This is a genomic window from Nonomuraea wenchangensis (genome assembly GCF_900111685.1).
Lineage (GTDB): Bacteria > Actinomycetota > Actinomycetes > Streptosporangiales > Streptosporangiaceae > Nonomuraea > Nonomuraea wenchangensis.
Genome location: NZ_FOHX01000014.1, coordinates 156,933 through 176,486, shown reverse-complemented (window position 1 = coordinate 176,486; position 19,554 = coordinate 156,933). Strand labels below are relative to the sequence as shown.

Below are 19,554 nucleotides of genomic sequence, written 5' to 3'. Positions count from 1 at the left end.
CTCAGGCGGCGTTCCTGGGGTCGCCGTGGCACCGCTTGTACTTCTTGCCGGACCCGCACGGGCACGGCGCGTTGCGCTCCACGTTGCCGTACGCGGCCCGCTCCGCCGGAGTGGTGCGCACCCGGGTGTGCTCGACCTCGCCCTGCTCGCCGGGCGCGGAGTATTCCAGCTCGGCAGGCCGCTCGGGGCCGCGCAGCCCGCGCGCGATGATCGAGCGGGTCTCGGCGAGGACCGCGTCCTCTTCCTCCACGATCGGGTTCTCCTGGACCTCGACCTCGAGGTTGAACAGGAAGCCCACGGAGTCCTCCTTGATGCCCTCAAGCATCGCGGCGAACATCTCGAACCCTTCGCGCTGGTATTCGATCTGTGGGTCCTTCTGCGCGTAGGCCCGCATGCCGATGCCCTCGCGCAGGTAGTCCATCTCGTAGAGGTGCTCGCGCCACTTGCGGTCGAGAACGGACAGGATGACCCGCCGCTCAAGGTCGCGCATGGTCTCGGAGCCGATCTCCTCCTCGCGCCTGGCGTACGCCTCCTTGGCGTTGGCCTTGACCTTCTCGCTGATCAGCTCGGCGGTCAGCTCCTCACGGCCGCCCGCCTCCTCGACGAGGTCGGCCGCGGTAATCGTGATCGGGAAGAGCTCGCTGAACGCCTTCCACAGCTTGTCAAGGTCCCACTCCTCGGCGAAGCCCTCGGACGTGGCGCCCTGGACGTAGCCCTCGATGACCTCGCCGACGAAGCCCTGCACCTGGTCGTGCAGGTCGGCGCCCTCCAGCACGCGCCGGCGCTCGGAGTAGATGACCTTGCGCTGGCGGTTCATCACCTCGTCGTACTTCAGAACTTCCTTGCGGATCTCGAAGTTCTGCTGCTCGACCTGGTGCTGGGCGGAGGCGATGGCCTTGGAGACGATGCCGGACTCGATCGGCTGGTCGTCGGGGATGTTGAGCCGGGTCATGATGACCTCGACCCGCGCCGAGTTGAACAGGCGCATCAGGTCGTCGCCGAGCGAGAGGTAGAAGCGCGACTCACCGGGGTCGCCCTGACGGCCGGAACGTCCGCGGAGCTGGTTGTCGATGCGGCGCGACTCGTGGCGCTCGGTGCCCAGCACGTAGAGGCCGCCGAGCTCGGTGACCTCGTCGTGCTCGGCCTTGACCGCGGCCCGGGCCTTCTCCAGCGCCTCGGGGTAGGCCTTGTCGTATTCCTCCGGCGTCTCGACCGGGTCGAGGCCGCGCTGGCGCAGCTCCTGGTCGGCGCGGAACTCGGAGTTGCCGCCGAGCATGATGTCGGTGCCTCGACCGGCCATGTTGGTGGCGACGGTGACGGCGCCCTTGCGGCCCGCCTCGGCGATGATCGCGGCCTCACGCTCGTGGTTCTTCGCGTTGAGCACCTCGTGCGGCACGCCGCGGCGCCTGAGCGCCTTGGACAGCCGCTCGGACTTCTCCACCGACGTGGTGCCGACCAGGACCGGCTGGCCGCGCTCGTAGCGCTCCTTGATGTCCTCGACCACCGCGTTGAACTTGGAGTCCTCGTTCTTGTAGACCACGTCGGCCTGGTCCTTGCGGATCATCGGCCGGTTGGTCGGGATGGGGACGACGCCCAGTTTGTAGGTCTGGTGGAACTCGTTGGCCTCGGTCGCGGCCGTGCCGGTCATGCCGGCCAGCTTCTCGTAGAGGCGGAAGTAGTTCTGGAGGGTGACCGTGGCGAGCGTCTGGTTCTCGTCCTTGATCTTGACACCCTCTTTGGCCTCGATGGCCTGGTGCATGCCCTCGTTGTAGCGGCGGCCGTGCAGGACGCGGCCGGTGAACTCGTCGACGATCAGGACCTCGCCCTCGGAGACGATGTAGTCCTTGTCGCGCTTGAACAGCTCCTTGGCCTTCAGCGCGTTGTTGAGGAAGCCGACGAGGTGGGTGTGCTCGGGCTTGTAGAGGTTGTCGATGCCGAGCCAGTCCTCGACCTTCTCGACGCCGGCCTCGAGGATGCCGACCGTGCGCTTCTTCTCGTCGACGATGTAGTCGCCGGTGCTCTCCTCGCCCGGGTTCTTCGCCTCGACACCCCTGCGCAGGCGGGGCACGATCTTGGCGAACTCTTGGTACCACTTGCCGGACTGCTCGCCGGGGCCGGAGATGATCAGCGGGGTCCTGGCCTCGTCGATGAGGATGGAGTCGACCTCGTCCACGATCGCGTAGTTGTGGCCGCGCTGGGCGCACTCCTCCAGGGACCACGCCATGTTGTCGCGGAGGTAGTCGAAGCCGAACTCGTTGTTCGTGCCGTACGTGATGTCCGCTTCGTACTGCTTGCGGCGCTCGTCGGGCTGCTGCCCTGAGACGATGCAGCCGACCTCCAGCCCGAGGAAGCGGTGGATCCGGCCGATCGTCTCGGCGTCACGCCGGGCCAGATAGTCGTTGACCGTGACGACGTGGACGCCTTTGCCGGACAGCGCGTTGAGATAGGAGGGCAGAGCACAGGTCAGGGTCTTGCCCTCACCGGTCTTCATCTCGGAGATGTTGCCCAGGTGGAGGTTGGCTCCACCCATGATCTGCACGTCGTAGGGGCGCTGGCCGAGCACGCGGCGCGCCGCCTCGCGTACCGTGGCGAACGCCTCGGGAAGCAGATCGTCGAGAGTTTCGCCGTCCGCGTAGCGCTGTTTGAATTCGTCCGTCAGCGCACGCAACTCCGCGTCGGACAGGCTCGTGAAGTCGTCCTCGATGGAGTTGACCTGGTCTGCGATCCGCTTGAGCTTGCGCAGGGTCTTGCCTTCGCCGGCACGCAGGATCTTGTCGAGAATGGCTGCCACTTTATGTAAAGCTCCTCGCAGGTCTACCCCGGCGGCGCCGCCAGGAGGAGAGGCCGAGACAAACTTCCCCGAGTGCCATCGTAGGCGCTTCCGCAACCAGACACAGCCACCGTGCCGACGAGGGCGCAGGACCGGTCTGGGAGAATGGGGGTAAGGCAGAGGGTATGCCGGTTGACCGCCGGCCCGCATGTATAGCGGCATAACCGGCAAAGGAAGGATTAAGCATGGTTGAGGGGAAGAAGTCGGAGCAAACGGAGGATCTCGGCAGTCACGGCGGACGGGCGTCATCGTGGCTGGCGGTGACGGTCATGCTGGCCGGGACCATCGTCGCCGGCTTCGGGCTGACCGTCGCCAGCTGGACGCTGGTGTGGATCGGCGCGGGGGTGTTCGTCGTGGGCGGCATTCTCGCCCTCGTCTTCGACATCTTCACCGACGTGGTGATCGACGCGCCGCGTGTGGGCATGCGGGCCGAGGATCACCGCTGACGTCGGCGGACGAAGACCGTCGCCACCGCGATCTGCGAGGCGGGCCCCTGACAGGTGGCCCGCCTTTCTTTTTGCCCAGCCCCTTCCCCTTCTTCCTGCCTGCTCCAAATCTTCCCCAGGTGATGCTTTTCCGCCGCTCGTCGGCGTGTCGGCGAACGCCCCACCATTCCTTGATCACTTCCCCGCCCCGGGCCGCCCGGCCCACGGCAGGCGGATTTGTCGGTGCCCGCCGCTAGATTGCACGCATGCACCGCCCTGACGACGCGCACCCGCTCCCCCTGGAAGACGCCGCCCCCAGCGACCCCGTCCCCGGAGACGACGTCCAGGATGTCGCCCTTATGAGCGCCGACGCAGCCGATGACAGGCACCCCCTCGTCACGGGAGCAGCCCAGCCCGCCAGCACCCTGGCGACGCCGGACCCCGACGTGTCGGTGGCCGGTGGCGGGGGTGTGGGCGGTGGCGCTGTGGATCTCACGCTCGACGAGGCGCGGCGGCTCATCCTGCGGGCCCAGGGGCTGCTCGGCGCCGACGCGCGCAAGGGCGGGGTGCACGCCATGCTGCGCAGGCTGGGCGCCGTGCAGCTCGACACCATCTCGGTCCTGGCCCGCTCCCACGAGCTGGTCGCCTACGCCCGCCTGGGCGCGGTGAGCAGACCGGAGGTGGAGCGGGCCTACTGGCACGACCCGGCGCGGAGCTTCGAGTACTGGTGCCACGCGGCCTGCATCCTGCCCGTCGAGCACTGGCCCCTCTACTCCTTCCGCCGCCGCGCCTTCCGCGAGCGCAGGTTCCGCTGGCACGAGGTCCCCGACAACGTCGACAAGCTGCTCGACCAGGTGCGCGACTCGGGCCCGCTGATGACCTCCGACGTCGGCGGCGCCAAGAACGGCGGCCCGTGGTGGGACTGGTCCGACTCCAAGATCGGCCTGGAGTGGCTGCTGGACATCGGCGAGCTGGTCTGCACCCGCCGCGTCGGCTGGCGCCGCGTCTACGACCTGGCCGAGCGCACGATCCCCGCCGACCTGCTCGCCCAGGACCTGACGGACGAGGAGTGCATCACGCGGCTGGCCGGCATCGCCGGGCGCTCACTGGGCGTGGCCAACCGCACCGACCTGATCGACTTCCTCCGCCTGAAGGGCCGTTTCGCGGCGATCCTGGACGAGGCCCTGCTCAGCGGGGCGGCCGGGCTGACGCCGGTGACGGTCGCGGGCTGGCCGGGCAAGAAGGGCCAGGCCAACGCGTGGGCCGATCCCGCCTTGCTGGCGAGCGAGCCGCGGGGCCGGCACCGCACCACGCTGGTCTCGCCGTTCGACTCGCTCATCTGGCACCGTGGCCGCACCGAGCGGATCTTCGGCTTCACCTACACGCTGGAGCTGTACGTCCCCAAGCACAAGCGGGTGCACGGCTACTTCACGATGCCGGTGCTGGCCGGGGGCCGGCTGATCGGCCGGGTCGATCCGGCCCGCGAGGGCACGACCCTGGTGGCCAGGCAGGTGCACCTGGAGCCCGGCCTGTCACCCGCCAAGTGGGCCGGCGCGGTGGCGGACGCCCTGTGGTCGGCCGCCGAGTGGGTGGGCTGCGACAGCGTACGCGTCGAACGCGCAGACCCGCCGGAGCTCGTCACCATGCTGAACGCCCCGAGATAGCCAGGAGCCCGAGATAGCCAGGAGCCCGAGACAGCCCGGAGCCCGAGACAGCCCGGGAGGGAGGGCCCCTGGCGGTGCGGACGCGGCCGGGACGGCGCGGACGCGGGCCGGGGCCTCTGCTAGGGCCGGGGGGCTCTGCTAGGTGATCTCCAGCATGCGTTCGCGCACCGCGTAGACCACGGCCTCCATGCGGGAGTGCAGTTGCAGCTTGTCGAGGATGTTGCGGACGTGGTTCTTCACGGTGTTCTCGGAGATGAACAGCTGCTTGGCGATCTCGCGGTTGTTCATGCCCTTGGCGACCAGCCGCAGGACCTCCATCTCGCGGTCGGTCAGCCGGGGGACGGGCAACTGGGGCGGGCGCTCGGCCTCCTTGCGGCTCATGTTGGCGAACTCGCTGATGAGTTTGGCCGCCATCGCCGGGTTGATTAAGGACTGGCCCTCGTGCACGCCCCGCACCGCGGCGGGCACGTCGTTGATCTGCACGTCCTTGAGGAGGTAGCCGGTGGCCCCCGCCTTGATGGCCTCGAAGAGGTCCTCCTCCTCGTCGCTCACCGTCAGCATGATGATGCGGGTGCTCGGGACCGACGCCTTGATGCCCTTCGTGGCCTCGATCCCGTCCTGCCGCGGCATGCGTACGTCCATGAGCGCGACGTCGGGCATGAGGCGGTCGGCCAGCTCGACCGCCTCCTGCCCGTCACTCGCCTCACCGACCACCTCGATGTCGGGTTCAGCCGCCAGCGCCAGAGCCAGACTGCGCCTGATCAGCTCGTGGTCGTCGACGATCAGCACGCGAATGGGCTCGCTAGCTGACGCGCGGGCCTCGTCGGACTCGCTCACGAGGCCTCCTTGATCCGCCTCGCGCCCGCGCTTCCCTCGCTTCGCTCGCTCGGCTGAACCTGACTGAGCTCGCTCACGTCTCCTCCTCGTCGGGGGGCCAGAGCCGTAACCGCCATGATGGCACGTGTGCCGCGGTCCTCGGGTGGTCGAGAAGATCTTTTTCAGTAAGCGATCAGGGCTCTACGAGCCGCAACACGCCGTAGTTGTACCCGCGTCTGTTGTAGACGACGCTCGGCTGGCCGCTCTCCTTGTCACGGAAGAGGTAGAAGTCGTGGCCGACCAGCTCCATCTCGAGCAGCGCCTGGTCGATGGTCATCGGCTCGGCCCGGTGGAACTTCTCCCTGACGATGAGCGGCCCCTCGCCGTCCATCTCGATCGGGACGATGTCCTCGTCGGTCCTGTCTTCGTAGGTGACGTCGACGTAGTCGTCTTCGGCGTGCCCGAGCGGCTCGCTCTCGCCGGCCGGGGACTTCGCGACCGGCTCCTGGGGCGGCAGGCCGGCGACGTCGGGAAGGGTCGCGGTGATCTCCGCGACGGAGGGCGGGCAGTGGTTGCCGTGGTGGACCTTGCGCCGGTCGGCGAGCCGCCTGAGACGGCCTTCCAGCTTGTCGAGCGCCAGGTCGAGGGCGGCGAACCGGTCGTCGGCCGAGGCCTCGGCGCGGACGGCCGGCCCTCGGGAGTGGATGGTGAGCTCGACGCGCTCCCGCTGTCCCGCGAGGCGCGGATTGCGTTCCTTCGACACCTGCACATCGACTCGGATGAGTTTGTTGTCCAGACGTTCGATCCTGGCCAGCTTGGTCGTCACTTGGTCGCGGAACCGATCACTCACACCTGTGTGTCGGCCCTTGACGATGATGTCCATGCAAAAGCCCCCCTTCCGTCTAACGACTGAGCAAGAGCGCCCGACGAGCTGCCGATCGGGCGAGGTCCTCTGTCCGCCTTTCTGTCACCGTTACCCTCTTCCGACTCGTGATCACCGGGAACTCCGTTGGCACCCGTCCGGCCGACCTGGTCTTCGACCCCACATCCGCCTGCTGAGGGTTTCGCAGCTCTGTTGCCACTACTGCCCTTCTCTTCTGGCGAGAGGCATCTGACCTCTCGGGAAGGCAGGACTTACCCCTAAGCCGCACCGTGATCGGTCGACAAAGAGTCGCCTTACGTGGACCGTTTTGCCTGCGGCTGGCATCGGCTAGCAGAGCCGGGAGCCCCGGCTCTGCGCAACCACGGACCCGAACGGGTGCCATGTCCGAACGCTATCCGCATCCTGGGCGAATGTCAGCCGGAGCGTCGATCGGACGATCACGTTGCGTGATATCGGCGGACCGGATGGGCGTGGTTTGATGCCCCGTTTAATCGGCCGGCGTCCGCTATGGCGGACCGTGGATCGCCCGTCGAGCACTGAGGCGGCATCCCGTGGGGAAGCGACATGTGACCTCCTGGGGAGGGGCTTGAGCGGCCGCGTCTTCACTCACTGTCACTGTAATGCTTTTTTAGATCTTCGGCGTGTCGCGGCCACCGTGATCGCCAGCGGGACCGGTGTTCCGGCTGATCGGAGGGCCCGTGCGGCCTCGGCGAGGGTGGCGCCGGTCGTGACGATGTCGTCCACGAGCAGCGCACAGGGCGCTGAAGGGCCTGTCGCGGGGCGGGTGACCCGTAGTGACCCGGCGAGGTTGGCCGCCCGCTCAGCGCTGCTCAGGCCCGCCTGATCGGTCACGGAGCGGACCTGTGTCAGGCCGTTCCAGGGGTGCGCGGGCAGGCCGAGCGCGCACAGGGCGCGGGCCGCGAGCAGAGCCAGGCGGGCGACCGGGTCGTGGCCCCTCGCGCCGGCCGTGGCCCGGGTGCTGGGGACCGGCACGACGGCGAAGCCGGCCGCGAGCGCGCGAAGGGCGCCCGGGGTGCTGGAGAGCGCCGTCACGGCGGTGAACGCCAGCGCCTCGGCCAGGGCCGCCGCCAGCGTCACGGCGCCCCGCTCCTTGTAGGCGAGGAGGGTGCGGCGCGTACGGCCGTCGTACGGGCTCGCCGACCAGCAGTCGGGGAGGCCGGGCGGGCACGGGTGCGGCAGGCGCCTGGCCGGCCGGGCGGTCAGCTCGGCCAGGCACGCGGCGCAGCACCGGGGCCCCTTGGCGCCGCAACCGGCGCAGGCCGGGGGCAGGATCAGGTCGAGCACGGCGTTCGGCAGGGCGTTCGGCACGCCCGCCAGCATGCCCGCCGCCACCGACATTCCCGCCGCCAGGGTGGGCGGCTCAGCCGAGCAGCCGGACCGCCGGCGGAAGCGGCGCGGGGACGGGATAGGCGCGGAACGACTGGATCATCAGGGCCGCGAACCGGCGCGCGGCCGCGGCCCGCAGCTCGGGCGACCCGGCGCGGATGCCCTCGCTCGCCGTCACCGCCAGCACGAAGTCCTCCAGGACGAAGTCCGCCCGCAGGCCGCCCGCCTCCTTCGCGCGCCGGACGAGCCGGAGCAGCAGCCGGATCGACCGCTCCCGCTCCGCCCCGAGGTACGGCAGCCGCGCGGCGAGAGCGCCGGACAGCCCCCTGCCGAGGGCGCGCGCCTCCATCAGCCTCTCGGTCACCAGGCAGAACCCGCGCCACGGGTCGGACTCGGTCAGCCCTTCCTCGACGACCGCCGAGCACAGGGCCATGGGCTCGGCGACGACCTCGGCGAGCAGCGCCTCCTTGGTCGGGAAGTGCCGGTAGACGGTGGCCGCGCCGACCTGCGCGCGCCGGGCGATCTCGCGGATCGGCACGCCGGGTCCCTCGGCGGCGAAGGCCGCGCGGGCGACCGCGAGGATGCGCGCCCGGTTGTCGCGGGCGTCCGAGCGCGGCTTCTGACTCACTTCTGTCGTCACCGCTCTCGTTTCGGCCGTACGGACGGGGTGTCCCCCTACCGTACGGCGCATGAGAGCAGTCCAGTTTTCCGCGTACGGCGGGCCGGGCGTGGTGCACGTCGCCGAGGTCGAGGAGCCGCACGCCGGGCCGGGGACGGTCCGCGTCGCCGTGCGGGCGTCCGGGTTGTCCACGGGAGAGACGCGCATCCGCTCGGGCGAGCTGCGCGGTGTGGTGCCGGTGACGTTCCCGTTCCGTACCGGGTTCGACGCCGCGGGCGTGGTGGACGAGGTCGGCGAGGGCGTGACGGGCGTCGAGACGGGCGACGAGGTGTTCGGCATGACCGCGGCGGCGACGCGCGGCGCCAACGCCGACCACGCGGTCCTGGTGGCCTGGGCGCCGAAACCGGCCGCGTGGAGCTGGGAGGAGGCCGGTGGGGCCGCGGGCAGCGTCGAGACGGCCACACGGGTGCTCGACCGGCTCGGGGCCGGCGCCGGGCACACGGTGCTGGTGCAGGGCGCGGCCGGCGGGGTGGGGACGGTCGCCGTGCAGCTCGCGGTAGCCCGTGGCGCCACCGTGATCGGCACGGCGAGTCCGCGCAACCACGACTTCCTGCGCTCGCTAGGGGCGGAGCCGACCACGTACGGGCCGGGCCTGGTCGAACGGGTCCGCGCGCTGGTCCCGGGCGGGGTGGACGCGGTGTTCGACTGCGCGGGAGGGGCGCTGCCCGACCTGGTCGCCCTGGCCGGGGACCCCGCGCGCGTGGTGACCATCGCCCCCGACCTCACCGCGGCGGCCCATGGCGTGCACCTGTCGCACGGGTCGCCGGGCGCGGACCCCGGGGCGGGCGCCGACCCGCTCGCGGTGCACGGCCTCGGCGTCGCGGTCGGGCTCGCCGCGCGGGGGCGGCTGCGGGTGCCGGTCGCGGCGGCGTTCCCGCTCACCGAGGCGGCGGCGGCGCACGAGCTGAGCGAGACCCGCCACGCCCGAGGGAGGATCGTGCTGGTGAACTGACCCCCCGAGGGGTTCAGCCCAGGGGGAACAGGGGGGCTTCGGCGTTCGACTCGATCCTGGTCTTCCAGCTCTGGTCCTGCGAGAGCTCCAGGATCTCCGAGCCCTTCCCCTTGCCGGTCTCCGCCTGCGCGAGCACGTGCTCGTTGAGCGCCGCGACCCGGCGCAGCCGGTTCTTCAGCGGGATCTCGGTGACGTCGCCGTCGCCGATGTCGATCTCGTTCAGTGTCTGGCCTGCGTTGCTCTTGACCAGCACGAGCACGTGCTCGTCGTCGCGCCAGGCGAGGTCCTCGATGACCCCGCCGGGCTCCCTGGCCGTCGGCACCCGGACGTTGCTGAGCATCAGCCCGCCCGTCTGGGTCAGCGCGCCGACGTGCACGATGTTCTCGCGGGTGGTCAGCACCACGCGTACGCCGTCCCTGGCGATGCGCATGCGGGTGACGTCCCAGCCCTTCAGCCCCGGCGCGGCGACGCGCTCGGCGGGGCGGTTGGCGGCGGGGTCGTAGCGCAGCACGACGCCGTTCTTGCGGTCGAACGTCCACAGCGACCCGTCGCGGTGCCAGGACGGCGCGGTGAGGTCCTGCGGGGAGCCCGGGATGACCTCCTGCCACTGCCCCTCCTGGGTGGCGGTGGTGATGGAGATGCCGGTGGAGGTCTGGGCGGCGACGAGGTCGCCCTGCTTGGACAGGGCGAAGTTGGAGTAGCCCTCGCGCGGCTGCCCGGCGGGCCCGGCGATGGCGCCGCCCGGCCCCTCGGTGGTCATGTAGTGGACGGCGCCCTTGTCGACGTAGTAGTCGGTGTTGACGCCGTTGTCCAGCCAGCCCTGGTCGACGTTGGGCTGCGAGACGGAATACTGCTCCCCGTCCACCTGCACCTCGATGGCGCGGCCCTTGGCGACGTCGTTGTTGGTGAGGCTGTAGCGGATCTGGGCCATGAGGCCGTGCTCGCCGCTCAGGTCGAGGGGGTCGATCGGGCCCGACAGGTTGATGACGACCCGTTCGTCCTCGCCCGAGCGCACGGACTCGATCTTGGTGCCGGTGGGGAAGCTGGTGCTCACCGCGCCCTGGAGTGCCGCGCTCGGCGCCTTGAGCAGCCGTTCGAGCACGACCTGCGCGTACGTCTTGGTCGGCTTGAGCCGCAGCCGCACGCTGTCCACGACCAGCCGGTCCTGGGTGCCGTTGCCGAGGTAGTAGAGCTTGGTCGGCCGGTAGGCCCGCGCGACGTCGGACTTGGTGAGGATGATCCCCTGCGGCAGGCCGCGCACCCGGTAGCCGACGCCCTCGACCTTGACCAGCTCGAACGGCCGCGCCCAGTTCCCGGCCAGCGGCACGTAGGTGTCGTCCTCCTCGATCCTGGCGATCTGGGGGGCCTTGACGGAGATCTTCTGCACCGACTCGGTGCCGTCCTGGTCGCCCAGGTCGAAGGTCCAGTTCCAGGCGTCGTCGAGCACGGTCACCGCGCCGTCGGGGCTCCAGCCGCGCAGCGCCTCGGGCGTGAGGTATTGGGGCAGGACCGTCGGGTCGTCGTCGTAGGCCGCCATGGCCGCCTGGAGGCCCTTGAGCACGTCCTGAGGGCTCCAGGCGGGCTGCGGCGCGGTGGCGATCATCCGCTGGAACGGCTTGCTCAGCGGGTCGCCGCTGCCCGTGTCGTCCACCACGTACGGGCCGCTGACCGGGATCACGGAGCACCCCGAGCCGGTGAGCGCCACGGCCGCGGCCACCGCGGCGACGGCGCAGAGCCGCCTAGTCCTCGTCATCGAGCGCCCCGTCCCCCACGGCGGGCAGCAGCACGGGCGTCATGGACCCGCGCCAGGTGCGCCGCATCTCGATCTCGGGCGGCACGAGCGGCAGCGGCGACCCCTTGAGGTCGGCCCCCGCCGTGCGCGGCAGCGTCAGCCTGAACTGCGAGCCCTCGCCCGGCTGTCCCCACGCCTGGAGCCAGCCGCCGTGCAGGGTGGCGTCCTCGCGGGAGATCGCCAGGCCGAGCCCGGTGCCGCCTATGGTGCGCGCCCGTGACGGGTCGGCCCGCCAGAACCGGTCGAAGACCATGGTGTCCTCGCCCGGTTTGAGTCCTATGCCGTGGTCGCGTACGGCGACCGCCACGGCGTCGCGGTCGGCGCCGACGGTGACGACGATCTCCCTGCCCTCGCCGTGCTCTATGGCGTTGAACAGCAGGTTGCGCAGGATCCGCTCGACCCGGCGGTTGTCGATCTCGGCCATGCAGGGCTCGGGCGGCAGCCGCAGCTCGAAGCGGGTGCCGTGGCGCTCGGCCAGCGCCTCGGAGTCCTCTATGGCGCGCAGCACGACCTTGGTGACGTCGACGGGCTCCAGGTCGAGGGTGGCCGCGCCGGCGTCGTAGCGGCTGATCTCCAGCAGGTCGCCCAGCATCGACTCGAACCGTTCGAGCTGGGCCTGCATGAGCTCGGCCGAGCGGGCGGCCATGGGGTCGAAGTCCTCGCGGGCGTCGTAGAGCAGGTCGGCGGCCATGCGCACGGTGGTCAGCGGGGTGCGCAGCTCGTGCGAGACGTCGGAGACGAACTGCCGCTGGACCTGCGACAGCTCCTCAAGCTGGTGGATCTTGAGCGCCAGGTTGGCGGCCATCTCGTTGAAGGAGTTGGCCAGGCGGGCGAGGTCGTCCTCGCCGCGTACCTTGAGCCGTTCGTCCAGCTTGCCCGCGGCCAGCCGTTCGGCGGCCTGGCGGGCCAGCCGGACGGGGGTGACGACCTGCCTGGCCACCAGGTAGGCGATGGCCGCCAGCAGCAGCACGAGGCCGAGCCCCACCACGACGATGGCGAGCCGGACGGTGGACAGCAGCGCCTCTTCCTCGTCGAGCGGGAAGAAGTGGTAGACCTCGTAGTTCTGGCCGCTGAAGGGCTCGTGGACGATGCCGCCGACGATGTACATCAGGCGCGGCTGGCTCTGCCCGGTCAGCCCGACACGCTCGATGGAGACGATGGGCTTGTCGTAGACCAGCTTCGTGATGTTGCGCTGCAGCCCGGCGCGCAGGGCGGGCGGCACGTTGCCGGGCACGAGGCGGCCGGAGGCGCGCGACTGCCCGGGGGCCGCGACGTTGAGTATGAGCACGTCGTAGCGCTTCTTGGAGCCGCCGTCGACGGAGCCGGTGACGGCGCCCATCACCTCGTCGAGCGGGTTGACCGCGGCCTTGCCCGCCTCGACGGCCTTGGCCTGGTCGTCGTCGGGAGGCGCGAGCGCGTCGGCGATCTGCAGCCGGTCGGCGTTGGCCTCGCTGACCGAGGACTGCTGGCTGCTCTGGATGACGGCCCGGTTGATCTGCTCGGACAGGAACGTGCCGAGCACCACGACCACGATGACGGAGATCACCAGCGTGCTGGTGACCACCTGGAGCTGCAGCGAGCGCCGCCAGACGCTGCGCGCCCTGCCCACCGCACGCCGCACCCGCCGGCGGGCGCCGCCGAGGATCTGGCGCGGCGTCCGCCGACGGGAGCGGTTGGTCTTCGTCGGGGGCATGGCGGGTGGGGGCGGGCGGGTCAGGCGGGTCCGGCCTTATAGCCCACGCCGCGGACCGTGACCACGATCTCGGGGTGCTCGGGGTCCTTCTCGATCTTGGCCCGGAGCCGCTGCACGTGCACGTTGACCAGCCGCGTGTCGGCCGCGTGGCGGTAGCCCCACACCTGTTCGAGCAGGACCTCGCGGGTGAAGACCTGGCGCGGCTTGCGGGCCAGCGCGACGAGCAGGTCGAACTCGAGCGGCGTGAGGTTGATGGTCTCCTCGCCCCGCTTGACCGAGTGGCCGGCCACGTCGATGGTGATGTCGCCGATCTGGAGGATCTCCGGCGTCGGCTCGTCCGTACGGCGCAGCCGCGCCCGCACCCGGGCGACCAGTTCCTTCGGCTTGAACGGCTTGACGATGTAGTCGTCGGCGCCCGACTCCAGGCCGAGCACGACGTCAATCGTGTCGCTCTTCGCCGTGAGCATGACGATCGGGACCCCGGACTCGGCCCTGATCCTGCGCGCCACGTCGATGCCGTCGGCCCCCGGCAGCATCAGGTCGAGCAGGACAAGGTCCGGGCGCGTGTCCCGGAACGCGTCGAGCGCCTTGTCGCCGTCAGAGACGAAGGATGGTTCGAACCCCTCGCCCCGCAGCACGATCCCCAGCATCTCGGCGAGAGCGGCGTCGTCGTCGACGACCAGCACGCGACCTTTCATGGCCCCTCATTCGTTCTACGCATTCTGGGACATACCCGCACGATCGCTGAAGGTTACCCTTGGTAGGCCCATGAGTGTGACCTGAGCCCTGCAAAAGGCGAATTTTAGGTCCGCCCCCGCGACCGCAGTCCCAAGTCTGCGGTAACGGAGCGTCTTTAGGCCATCCCTGGTGCGGATCCATGCCAGATTCCCCCACGAACAAAGGCGTCATCGGGCAGCGAATCGCCTCCGGGACGCCAAGCTCCCGCCCAGCATGCCAGGATTGGGATATGTCAGACGGTCACGGTCCCTCGCCCGAGACGCCCCCAGGTTGGTCGGCCGAACAGCCGCCGCCCTACAGCGCCCCGCCGGCCTCCCCGTGGACCGCGCCCGGCTCTCCTGAGCAGGTGCCCTACGGGCAGCCGTACGGGCAGGCTCCACAGCAGCAGCCCCACGCCCCCGGGCCACAGCCCCCCTACCCGCACCACCCGCAGCCGGGCTACGGCTACATGCCGCCGCCCCCCGTGCTGCGACCCGGCATCATCCCGCTGCGCCCGCTGGGCCTCGGCGACATGCTCGACGGCACCATCAAGCTCATCCGCTCCAACCCGAAGGCGGTGCTGGGCCTGTCGGCCGTCGCCGCGCTGCTCGCCTCCGTGCCGATGGCCGTCGGGCAGGCGTTCGTGCTCGACAGCATGGGCAGCGTGCTCACCGATCCCTCCGCCGTGAACAACGCCGAGCAGCTCGACAACACCGTGACCGGCTTCGCCGCCCAGTACGGCAGCACCCTCGTCTCCTACGCCATCCAGTTCGTCGTGGTCACGCTGCTGACCGGGGTGATCACCCGCATCCTCGGTCGGGCCGTCTTCGGCGGCAACCTCACGGCGGGCGAGGCGTGGCAGCTCGTCAAGGGCCGGGTGCCCGCGCTGTTCGGCGTCGTCGGCCTGATGGTGGTCATCATGGCGGTGCCGCTGATCGCCTTCGTGGTGATCGGCGTCGCGCTGGTGGCCAACGGCACCGGCGCCGGGGGCCTGCTCGGGCTGATCGCGGTGTTCTTCATCCTCTACATCGCCTACTACCTGTTCTTCCGCACCCGCTTCGCGTTCGCCTCGCCGGCGGTGGTGCTGGAGGGCCGCGGGCCGATCGACGCCATGCGCCGCTCCTGGCAGCTGGTCACCGGCGACTTCTGGCGGGTGTTCGGCATCCTGCTGCTCACGTCGCTGCTGGTCGGCCTGGTGGCGGGCGTCCTGTCCTTCCCGTTCACGATCGCGGGCACGCTGTTCGGCATGCTCGGCGCGGGCTCGATGGTCAACGCCGTCGTGTCGGCGGTGCTGATCGCGATCGGCGGCACGCTCGCCGCGATGTTCACCTACCCCTTCGAGGCGGGCGTCTCCGGTCTCCTGTACGCCGACCGGCGCATGCGCAGCGAGGCCTTCGACCTCGTGCTGCAGACGGCGGCGATCGAGCAGCAGCGCCAGGGCTGGGTGCACGGCTCGGCCGACGAGCTCTGGCACCCGTCCAACTCCGCCGGGTCGTGAGCCCGATCGGCAGGGAGGAGGCCGCGCGGCGGGCCGCGGAGGAGCTCCTCAAGTCCCCCTACGAGCGTGAGTCCCTGCCCGACATGCTCCTGCGGCGCTTCAACCAGTTCGTCGGCGACCTCGCCGACGCCGCGCTGGGCAACGGCCCCGTGGGCGGGATCATCGCGAGCGTCGTCATCCTGGCGCTCGTCGTCGCCGCGGCCGCGCTGGTCTCGTGGCAGCTCCGCCGCATGTCCAGGCGGCGCGGCCTGGTCACCGGCGGCCTGTACGGCGAGCGCGTCCGCACCGCCGACGAGCACCGCAGGGCCGCCGAGCGGCTGGCCGGCGAGGGCCGCTGGAGCGAGGCCATCCAGGAACGGCTCCGCGCCATCGCCCGCGACCTGGAGGAACGCGCGCTGGTCGACGGCATGCCGGGCCGCACCGCCGACGAGCTGGCCGCCGAGGCCGCCGCGGCGCTGCCGGACCTCGCCCGCGAGCTGACGGCGGCGGCCCGCTCCTTCGACGACGTGACCTACGGCGGCGTGCCGGGCACCCCCGAGGCCTACGCCACCATGGCCGGACTCGATGACCGCCTGCGCCAGACCCGCCCGGTCCCTCTCGCGGTCGCGGTCGCAGGGGAGGCGTCATGAACCCGCCGGCGAGCTTCGGGGAGGCGTCGTGAGCGCGCCTGTGGACGGGTCGCTCGCCCCCGGCGGGGCGGCGCTCGGCGAGCCGGTCGTCACCCGTGACGGGGTCGTCCCCGGCGACCCGCCGGGCGGCTCCGCCCCCACCTCACCGACCCTCCGCTCCACCTGGCGCTCGGGCCGCCTGATCGTGCTCCTGGGCGTCCTCGTCGTGCTGATCGCGGTGCTCGGCGTCCTGCTCGCCCCGCAGCGCGGGCCCTCGCGCCCGCTGGACCCGGCGGACACCTCGCTCGCCGGGTCCAGGGCGCTGGCCGAGCTGCTGCGGGGGCGCGGCGTCCAGGTCGACCGGGTCGACTCCGCCGAGGCGGCCGCCCGGCTCGCCACGACGGGCGGCCCCCGGCTGCTGCTCATCACCGACACGGCCTACGTCGACGAGCACGCCCTGGCCGCGATCCCGGGTGACCGGCTGATCGTCGGCGACATGCCCGGCCTGGCGGCGCTGGCGCCCGAGGTGCACACCGACCCGGACCCGGCCCGGACCCGCTCGCGGGAGCCGGAGTGCGGGCTGCCGGCCGCGCGGGCGGCGGGGAGCGCCTACATGGGCGGCACGGCCTTCCACGGCCCGCCTGGCGCCGCCCTCTGCTACCCGTCCACCGGCGAGGGCCACACACTGGTGTCCTATGCCCGCTCGGGCGGCACGACGACGGTCGTCGGCGACGGCTCGTTCATGACGAACCTCCGCCTCGCCGAGGACGGCAACGCCGCACTCGCGCTCAACCTCATCGGCACCGGCAGGCCGGTGACCTGGCTGGTCCGCCCGGACAACCCGCAGGTGGCGCAGCTGCCCGGCGAGCGCGGCCAGTCGCTGACCGACCTGCTGCCGGACAACGTGCGCTGGACCGTCTACATGGCGCTCATCGCGCTGGCGGTCACCGCGATCTGGCGCGGCCGGCGGCTCGGGCCCGTGGTGACCGAACGCCTGCCCGTCGTCGTACGCGCGGCCGAGACGGTCGAGGGCCGTGGCCGCCTCTACCGTGCCAGGCGGGCCCGGCAGCGGGCCGCCGAGGCGCTGCGCGCGGGCACCGTCGACCGGCTGACCCCCCGGCTCGGCCTGGCCACCGGGGCCGGCGGTCAGGAGGTCGTGGCCGCGCTCGCCGCCCGTACCGGCCAGGACCCGCACCGGGTCGGCGCGGCGCTGTACGGCCCGCCGCCCGCCGACGACGCGGCCCTCGTCGCCCTGGCCGCATACTTGGACCTCATGGAAAGGCAGGTCAGTGAACTCTGAGGAGAGTTACCGCGTGACGACGTCCGCCGACGCGGCGAGGGACGCGCTCGCCGCGCTCCGCGCCGAGGTGGCCAAGGCCGTCGTGGGCCAGGACGCGGTGGTGACGGGGCTGGTCATCGCGCTGCTGTGCCGGGGGCACGTGCTGCTGGAGGGCGTGCCGGGCGTCGCGAAGACGCTGATGGTGCGCACGCTCAGCGCGGCGCTGTCGCTGGACTTCAAGCGGGTGCAGTTCACGCCCGACCTGATGCCGGGCGACGTGACAGGCTCGCTGATCTACGACGCGAAGACCGCGGAGTTCGAGTTCCGGGAGGGGCCCGTCTTCACGAACCTGCTGCTGGCCGACGAGATCAACCGCACCCCGCCGAAGACGCAGGCTGCGCTGCTGGAGGCGATGGAGGAGCGGCAGGTCAGCGTGGAGGGTTCGGCCCGGCCGCTGCCCGACCCGTTCGTGGTCTGCGCGACCCAGAACCCCATCGAGTACGAAGGCACCTACCAGCTCCCCGAGGCGCAGCTCGACCGCTTCCTGCTGAAGCTGACCGTGCCGCTGCCGCCGCGCGAGCAGGAGATCGCGGTGCTGGAGCGGCACGCCCGCGGCTTCGACCCGCGCGACCTGTCCGAGGTCAAGCCGGTCGCGACCGCCGCGGACCTCGCCGCGGGGCGGGAGGCCGCGGCCCAGGTGCACGTGGCGCCCGAGGTGCTCGGCTACATCGTGGACGTCGCCCGCGCCACCCGGAACTCACCGTCGTTGCAGCTCGGCGTCTCGCCGCGAGGGGCGACGGCGCTGCTCGCGGCCTCCCGGGCGTGGGCGTGGCTGTCCGGGCGGCACTACGTCACCCCCGACGACGTCAAGGCGCTGGCCAGGCCCGCGCTGCGGCACCGCGTGGGCCTGCGGCCCGAGGCGGAGCTGGAGGGCGCGACCGCCGACGGCCTGCTCGACGGCATCCTGGCCTCGGTCCCGGTCCCGCGCTGATGGCGCTGACGGGGCGGGCCGGGCTGGTCGCCGCGCTCGGGATCGTGCTGGTGATGCTCGCGCCGCAGCCCGGGGCGGCGCTGGCCGGGGTGTGCCTGCTGCTGGCGGCGGCGATCGTGATCGACCTGACGTTCGCGGGCGCGGTGCGTCCGCTGCGCCTGCACCGGTCCGGCGACACCCTGGTCCGGCTCGGGCAGCGGGCCACGGTCGAGCTCGTCGTGGAGAACCCCGGGTCCAGACGGGTGCGGGGCGTGCTGCGCGACGCCTGGCCGCCGTCGGCCGGGGCCACGCCGCGCGTCGCCCGGATCGACGTGCCGAAGGGCGAACGGCGCAGGATCGTCGTCACGCTCGACCCCACCAGGCGCGGCGACCGCTCGTCCGTGGCGGTCACCGTGCGCTCGCTCGGGCCGCTCGGGCTGGCCGCGCGGCAGGGCGGCCACCGCGCGCCGTGGACGGTGCGGGTGCTGCCGCCGTTCCTGTCGCGCAAGCACCTGCCCTCGCGGCTGGCCCGGCTGCGCGAGCTCGACGGGCAGCACCCGGCCCTGGTACGCGGCCAGGGCACCGAGTTCGACTCCCTGCGCGAGTACGTCGTCGGCGACGACGTGCGCTCCATCGACTGGCGGGCCACGGCACGCCGGCACGACGTGGTCGTACGCACCTGGCGGCCCGAACGCGACCGCCGGGTGCTGATCGTGCTCGACACCGGGCGCACCTCGGCGGGCCGGGTGGGCGACGCGCCGATCCCCATGGCGGGCGCGACGCCGGGCGGCGGCGGGCTGCTTGCCCGGCCCGACGCGCGGCCGGTGCCCGGCTGGCCGCGGCTCGACTGGTCGATGGACGCGGCGCTGCTGCTCGCCGCGCTCGCGGCGCGGGCCGGCGACCAGGTCGACTTCCTCGCCTACGACCGGGCCGTACGCGCCTGGGTGGGCGGCGCCTCCCGCACCGAGCTGCTGTCGTCGCTGGTCAACGCCATGGCGCCGATCGAGGCCGAGCTGGTCGAGGCCGACGCGCAGGGCATGGTGGCGGCCGTGCTGTCGCGGGCCAGGCGGCGCTGCCTGGTGGTGCTGCTGACCGACCTCAACGGGGCGGCCATGGACGAGGGGCTCATGCCGGTGCTTCCGCAGCTCGCCTCGCGGCACCTGCTGCTGGTGGCCGGGGTCTCCGACCCGCGGGTGGCCGCGATGGCGGCGCGGCGGGGCTCGGCCGAGGAGGTCTACGACGCGGCGGCGGCCGAGCACGCCCAGCTCGAACGCCGACGCATCACCGCCCGGCTGCGCCGGGCCGGGGTCGAGGTCGTGGACGCCCCGCCGGAGGACATCGCGCCGGCCCTGGCGGACGCCTACCTGGCGCTGAAGGCGGCGGGCCGGCTGTAGGAGCGGG

The 19,554-nt window shown here is 71.8% G+C and carries 16 protein-coding genes; 8 read left to right on the top strand and 8 right to left on the bottom strand.

Annotated elements, in window-relative coordinates; genetic code table 11:
• Position 1: 1 nt before the first annotated feature.
• Positions 2–2,791 (bottom strand): preprotein translocase subunit SecA, encoded by a 2,790-nt coding sequence (secA, locus tag BMW85_RS34225; protein ID WP_091089905.1) that lies wholly within the window; start codon positions 2,789–2,791, stop codon positions 2–4.
• Positions 2,792–3,015: 224 nt separating this feature from the next.
• On the opposite strand from secA, the gene BMW85_RS34220 reads away from it, so the two are divergent.
• Both BMW85_RS34220 and BMW85_RS34215 read left to right on the top strand, forming a co-directional pair.
• Positions 3,016–3,276 (top strand): HGxxPAAW family protein, encoded by a 261-nt coding sequence (locus BMW85_RS34220; RefSeq protein ID WP_091089903.1) that lies wholly within the window; start codon positions 3,016–3,018, stop codon positions 3,274–3,276.
• A gap of 245 nt (positions 3,277–3,521) precedes the next feature.
• Positions 3,522–4,919 carry a winged helix-turn-helix domain-containing protein gene (locus tag BMW85_RS34215; protein WP_245775230.1) on the top strand — a complete coding sequence of 466 codons (1,398 nt, stop codon included), beginning with the start codon at positions 3,522–3,524 and terminating at the stop codon, positions 4,917–4,919.
• A 138-nt stretch (positions 4,920–5,057) separates the two neighbouring features.
• Here BMW85_RS34215 and BMW85_RS34210 read toward each other — a convergent pair whose 3' ends face one another.
• The 4 genes from BMW85_RS34210 to BMW85_RS34195 all read right to left on the bottom strand — a co-directional run bounded on the left by BMW85_RS34210 (position 5,058) and on the right by BMW85_RS34195 (position 8,605).
• On the bottom strand, positions 5,058–5,756 hold the full coding sequence (locus BMW85_RS34210; RefSeq protein ID WP_020541374.1) for a response regulator: 699 nt from the start codon (positions 5,754–5,756) through the stop codon (positions 5,058–5,060).
• Between the two features lie 172 nt (positions 5,757–5,928).
• The gene (hpf, locus tag BMW85_RS34205; RefSeq protein ID WP_091089900.1) at positions 5,929–6,618 is read right to left on the bottom strand and encodes a ribosome hibernation-promoting factor, HPF/YfiA family; all 690 of its coding nucleotides are present in this window, start codon (positions 6,616–6,618) and stop codon (positions 5,929–5,931) included.
• 612 nt (positions 6,619–7,230) lie between these two features.
• The gene (locus tag BMW85_RS34200; RefSeq protein WP_245775229.1) at positions 7,231–7,977 is read right to left on the bottom strand and encodes a ComF family protein; all 747 of its coding nucleotides are present in this window, start codon (positions 7,975–7,977) and stop codon (positions 7,231–7,233) included.
• A gap of 22 nt (positions 7,978–7,999) precedes the next feature.
• Positions 8,000–8,605 (bottom strand): TetR/AcrR family transcriptional regulator, encoded by a 606-nt coding sequence (locus BMW85_RS34195; RefSeq protein ID WP_245775228.1) that lies wholly within the window; start codon positions 8,603–8,605, stop codon positions 8,000–8,002.
• A 49-nt stretch (positions 8,606–8,654) separates the two neighbouring features.
• On the opposite strand from BMW85_RS34195, the gene BMW85_RS34190 reads away from it, so the two are divergent.
• Entirely contained in the window at positions 8,655–9,596 is a 942-nt protein-coding gene (locus BMW85_RS34190; RefSeq protein ID WP_091089895.1) for an NADP-dependent oxidoreductase, read from the top strand.
• A gap of 13 nt (positions 9,597–9,609) precedes the next feature.
• Here the strand turns inward: BMW85_RS34190 and BMW85_RS34185 are convergent, their stop codons facing one another.
• Genes BMW85_RS34185 through mtrA form a run of 3 tightly spaced genes read right to left on the bottom strand, consistent with a single transcriptional unit; the run spans position 9,610 to position 13,779 of the window.
• Positions 9,610–11,349 carry an LpqB family beta-propeller domain-containing protein gene (locus BMW85_RS34185; RefSeq protein ID WP_091089893.1) on the bottom strand — a complete coding sequence of 580 codons (1,740 nt, stop codon included), beginning with the start codon at positions 11,347–11,349 and terminating at the stop codon, positions 9,610–9,612.
• Positions 11,336–13,081 (bottom strand): MtrAB system histidine kinase MtrB, encoded by a 1,746-nt coding sequence (mtrB, locus tag BMW85_RS34180; protein WP_091089891.1) that lies wholly within the window; start codon positions 13,079–13,081, stop codon positions 11,336–11,338. Before mtrB ends, BMW85_RS34185 begins: the two co-directional genes overlap by 14 nt.
• Before the next feature lie 20 nt (positions 13,082–13,101).
• Positions 13,102–13,779: an MtrAB system response regulator MtrA gene (gene mtrA, locus BMW85_RS34175; protein WP_043620615.1), complete on the bottom strand. Its 678-nt coding sequence runs from the start codon at positions 13,777–13,779 to the stop codon at positions 13,102–13,104.
• Positions 13,780–14,048: 269 nt separating this feature from the next.
• Between mtrA and BMW85_RS34170 the strand changes: the two genes are divergently transcribed.
• The 5 genes from BMW85_RS34170 to BMW85_RS34150 are packed head-to-tail and all read left to right on the top strand — an operon-like array spanning position 14,049 to position 19,547.
• The gene (locus BMW85_RS34170; RefSeq protein WP_245775227.1) at positions 14,049–15,296 is read left to right on the top strand and encodes a DUF7847 domain-containing protein; all 1,248 of its coding nucleotides are present in this window, start codon (positions 14,049–14,051) and stop codon (positions 15,294–15,296) included.
• Complete coding sequence (locus tag BMW85_RS34165) at positions 15,293–15,925, top strand: DUF4129 domain-containing protein (protein ID WP_091089886.1); 633 nt, start codon at positions 15,293–15,295, stop codon at positions 15,923–15,925. The genes BMW85_RS34170 and BMW85_RS34165 overlap by 4 nt, the downstream gene beginning before the upstream one ends.
• Before the next feature lie 28 nt (positions 15,926–15,953).
• Positions 15,954–17,204 carry a DUF4350 domain-containing protein gene (locus BMW85_RS34160; RefSeq protein WP_091089884.1) on the top strand — a complete coding sequence of 417 codons (1,251 nt, stop codon included), beginning with the start codon at positions 15,954–15,956 and terminating at the stop codon, positions 17,202–17,204.
• Positions 17,205–17,217: 13 nt separating this feature from the next.
• Positions 17,218–18,174 (top strand): AAA family ATPase, encoded by a 957-nt coding sequence (locus BMW85_RS34155; protein ID WP_091089881.1) that lies wholly within the window; start codon positions 17,218–17,220, stop codon positions 18,172–18,174.
• Complete coding sequence (locus tag BMW85_RS34150) at positions 18,174–19,547, top strand: DUF58 domain-containing protein (protein WP_091089878.1); 1,374 nt, start codon at positions 18,174–18,176, stop codon at positions 19,545–19,547. Before BMW85_RS34155 ends, BMW85_RS34150 begins: the two co-directional genes overlap by 1 nt.
• Positions 19,548–19,554 lie beyond the last annotated feature (7 nt).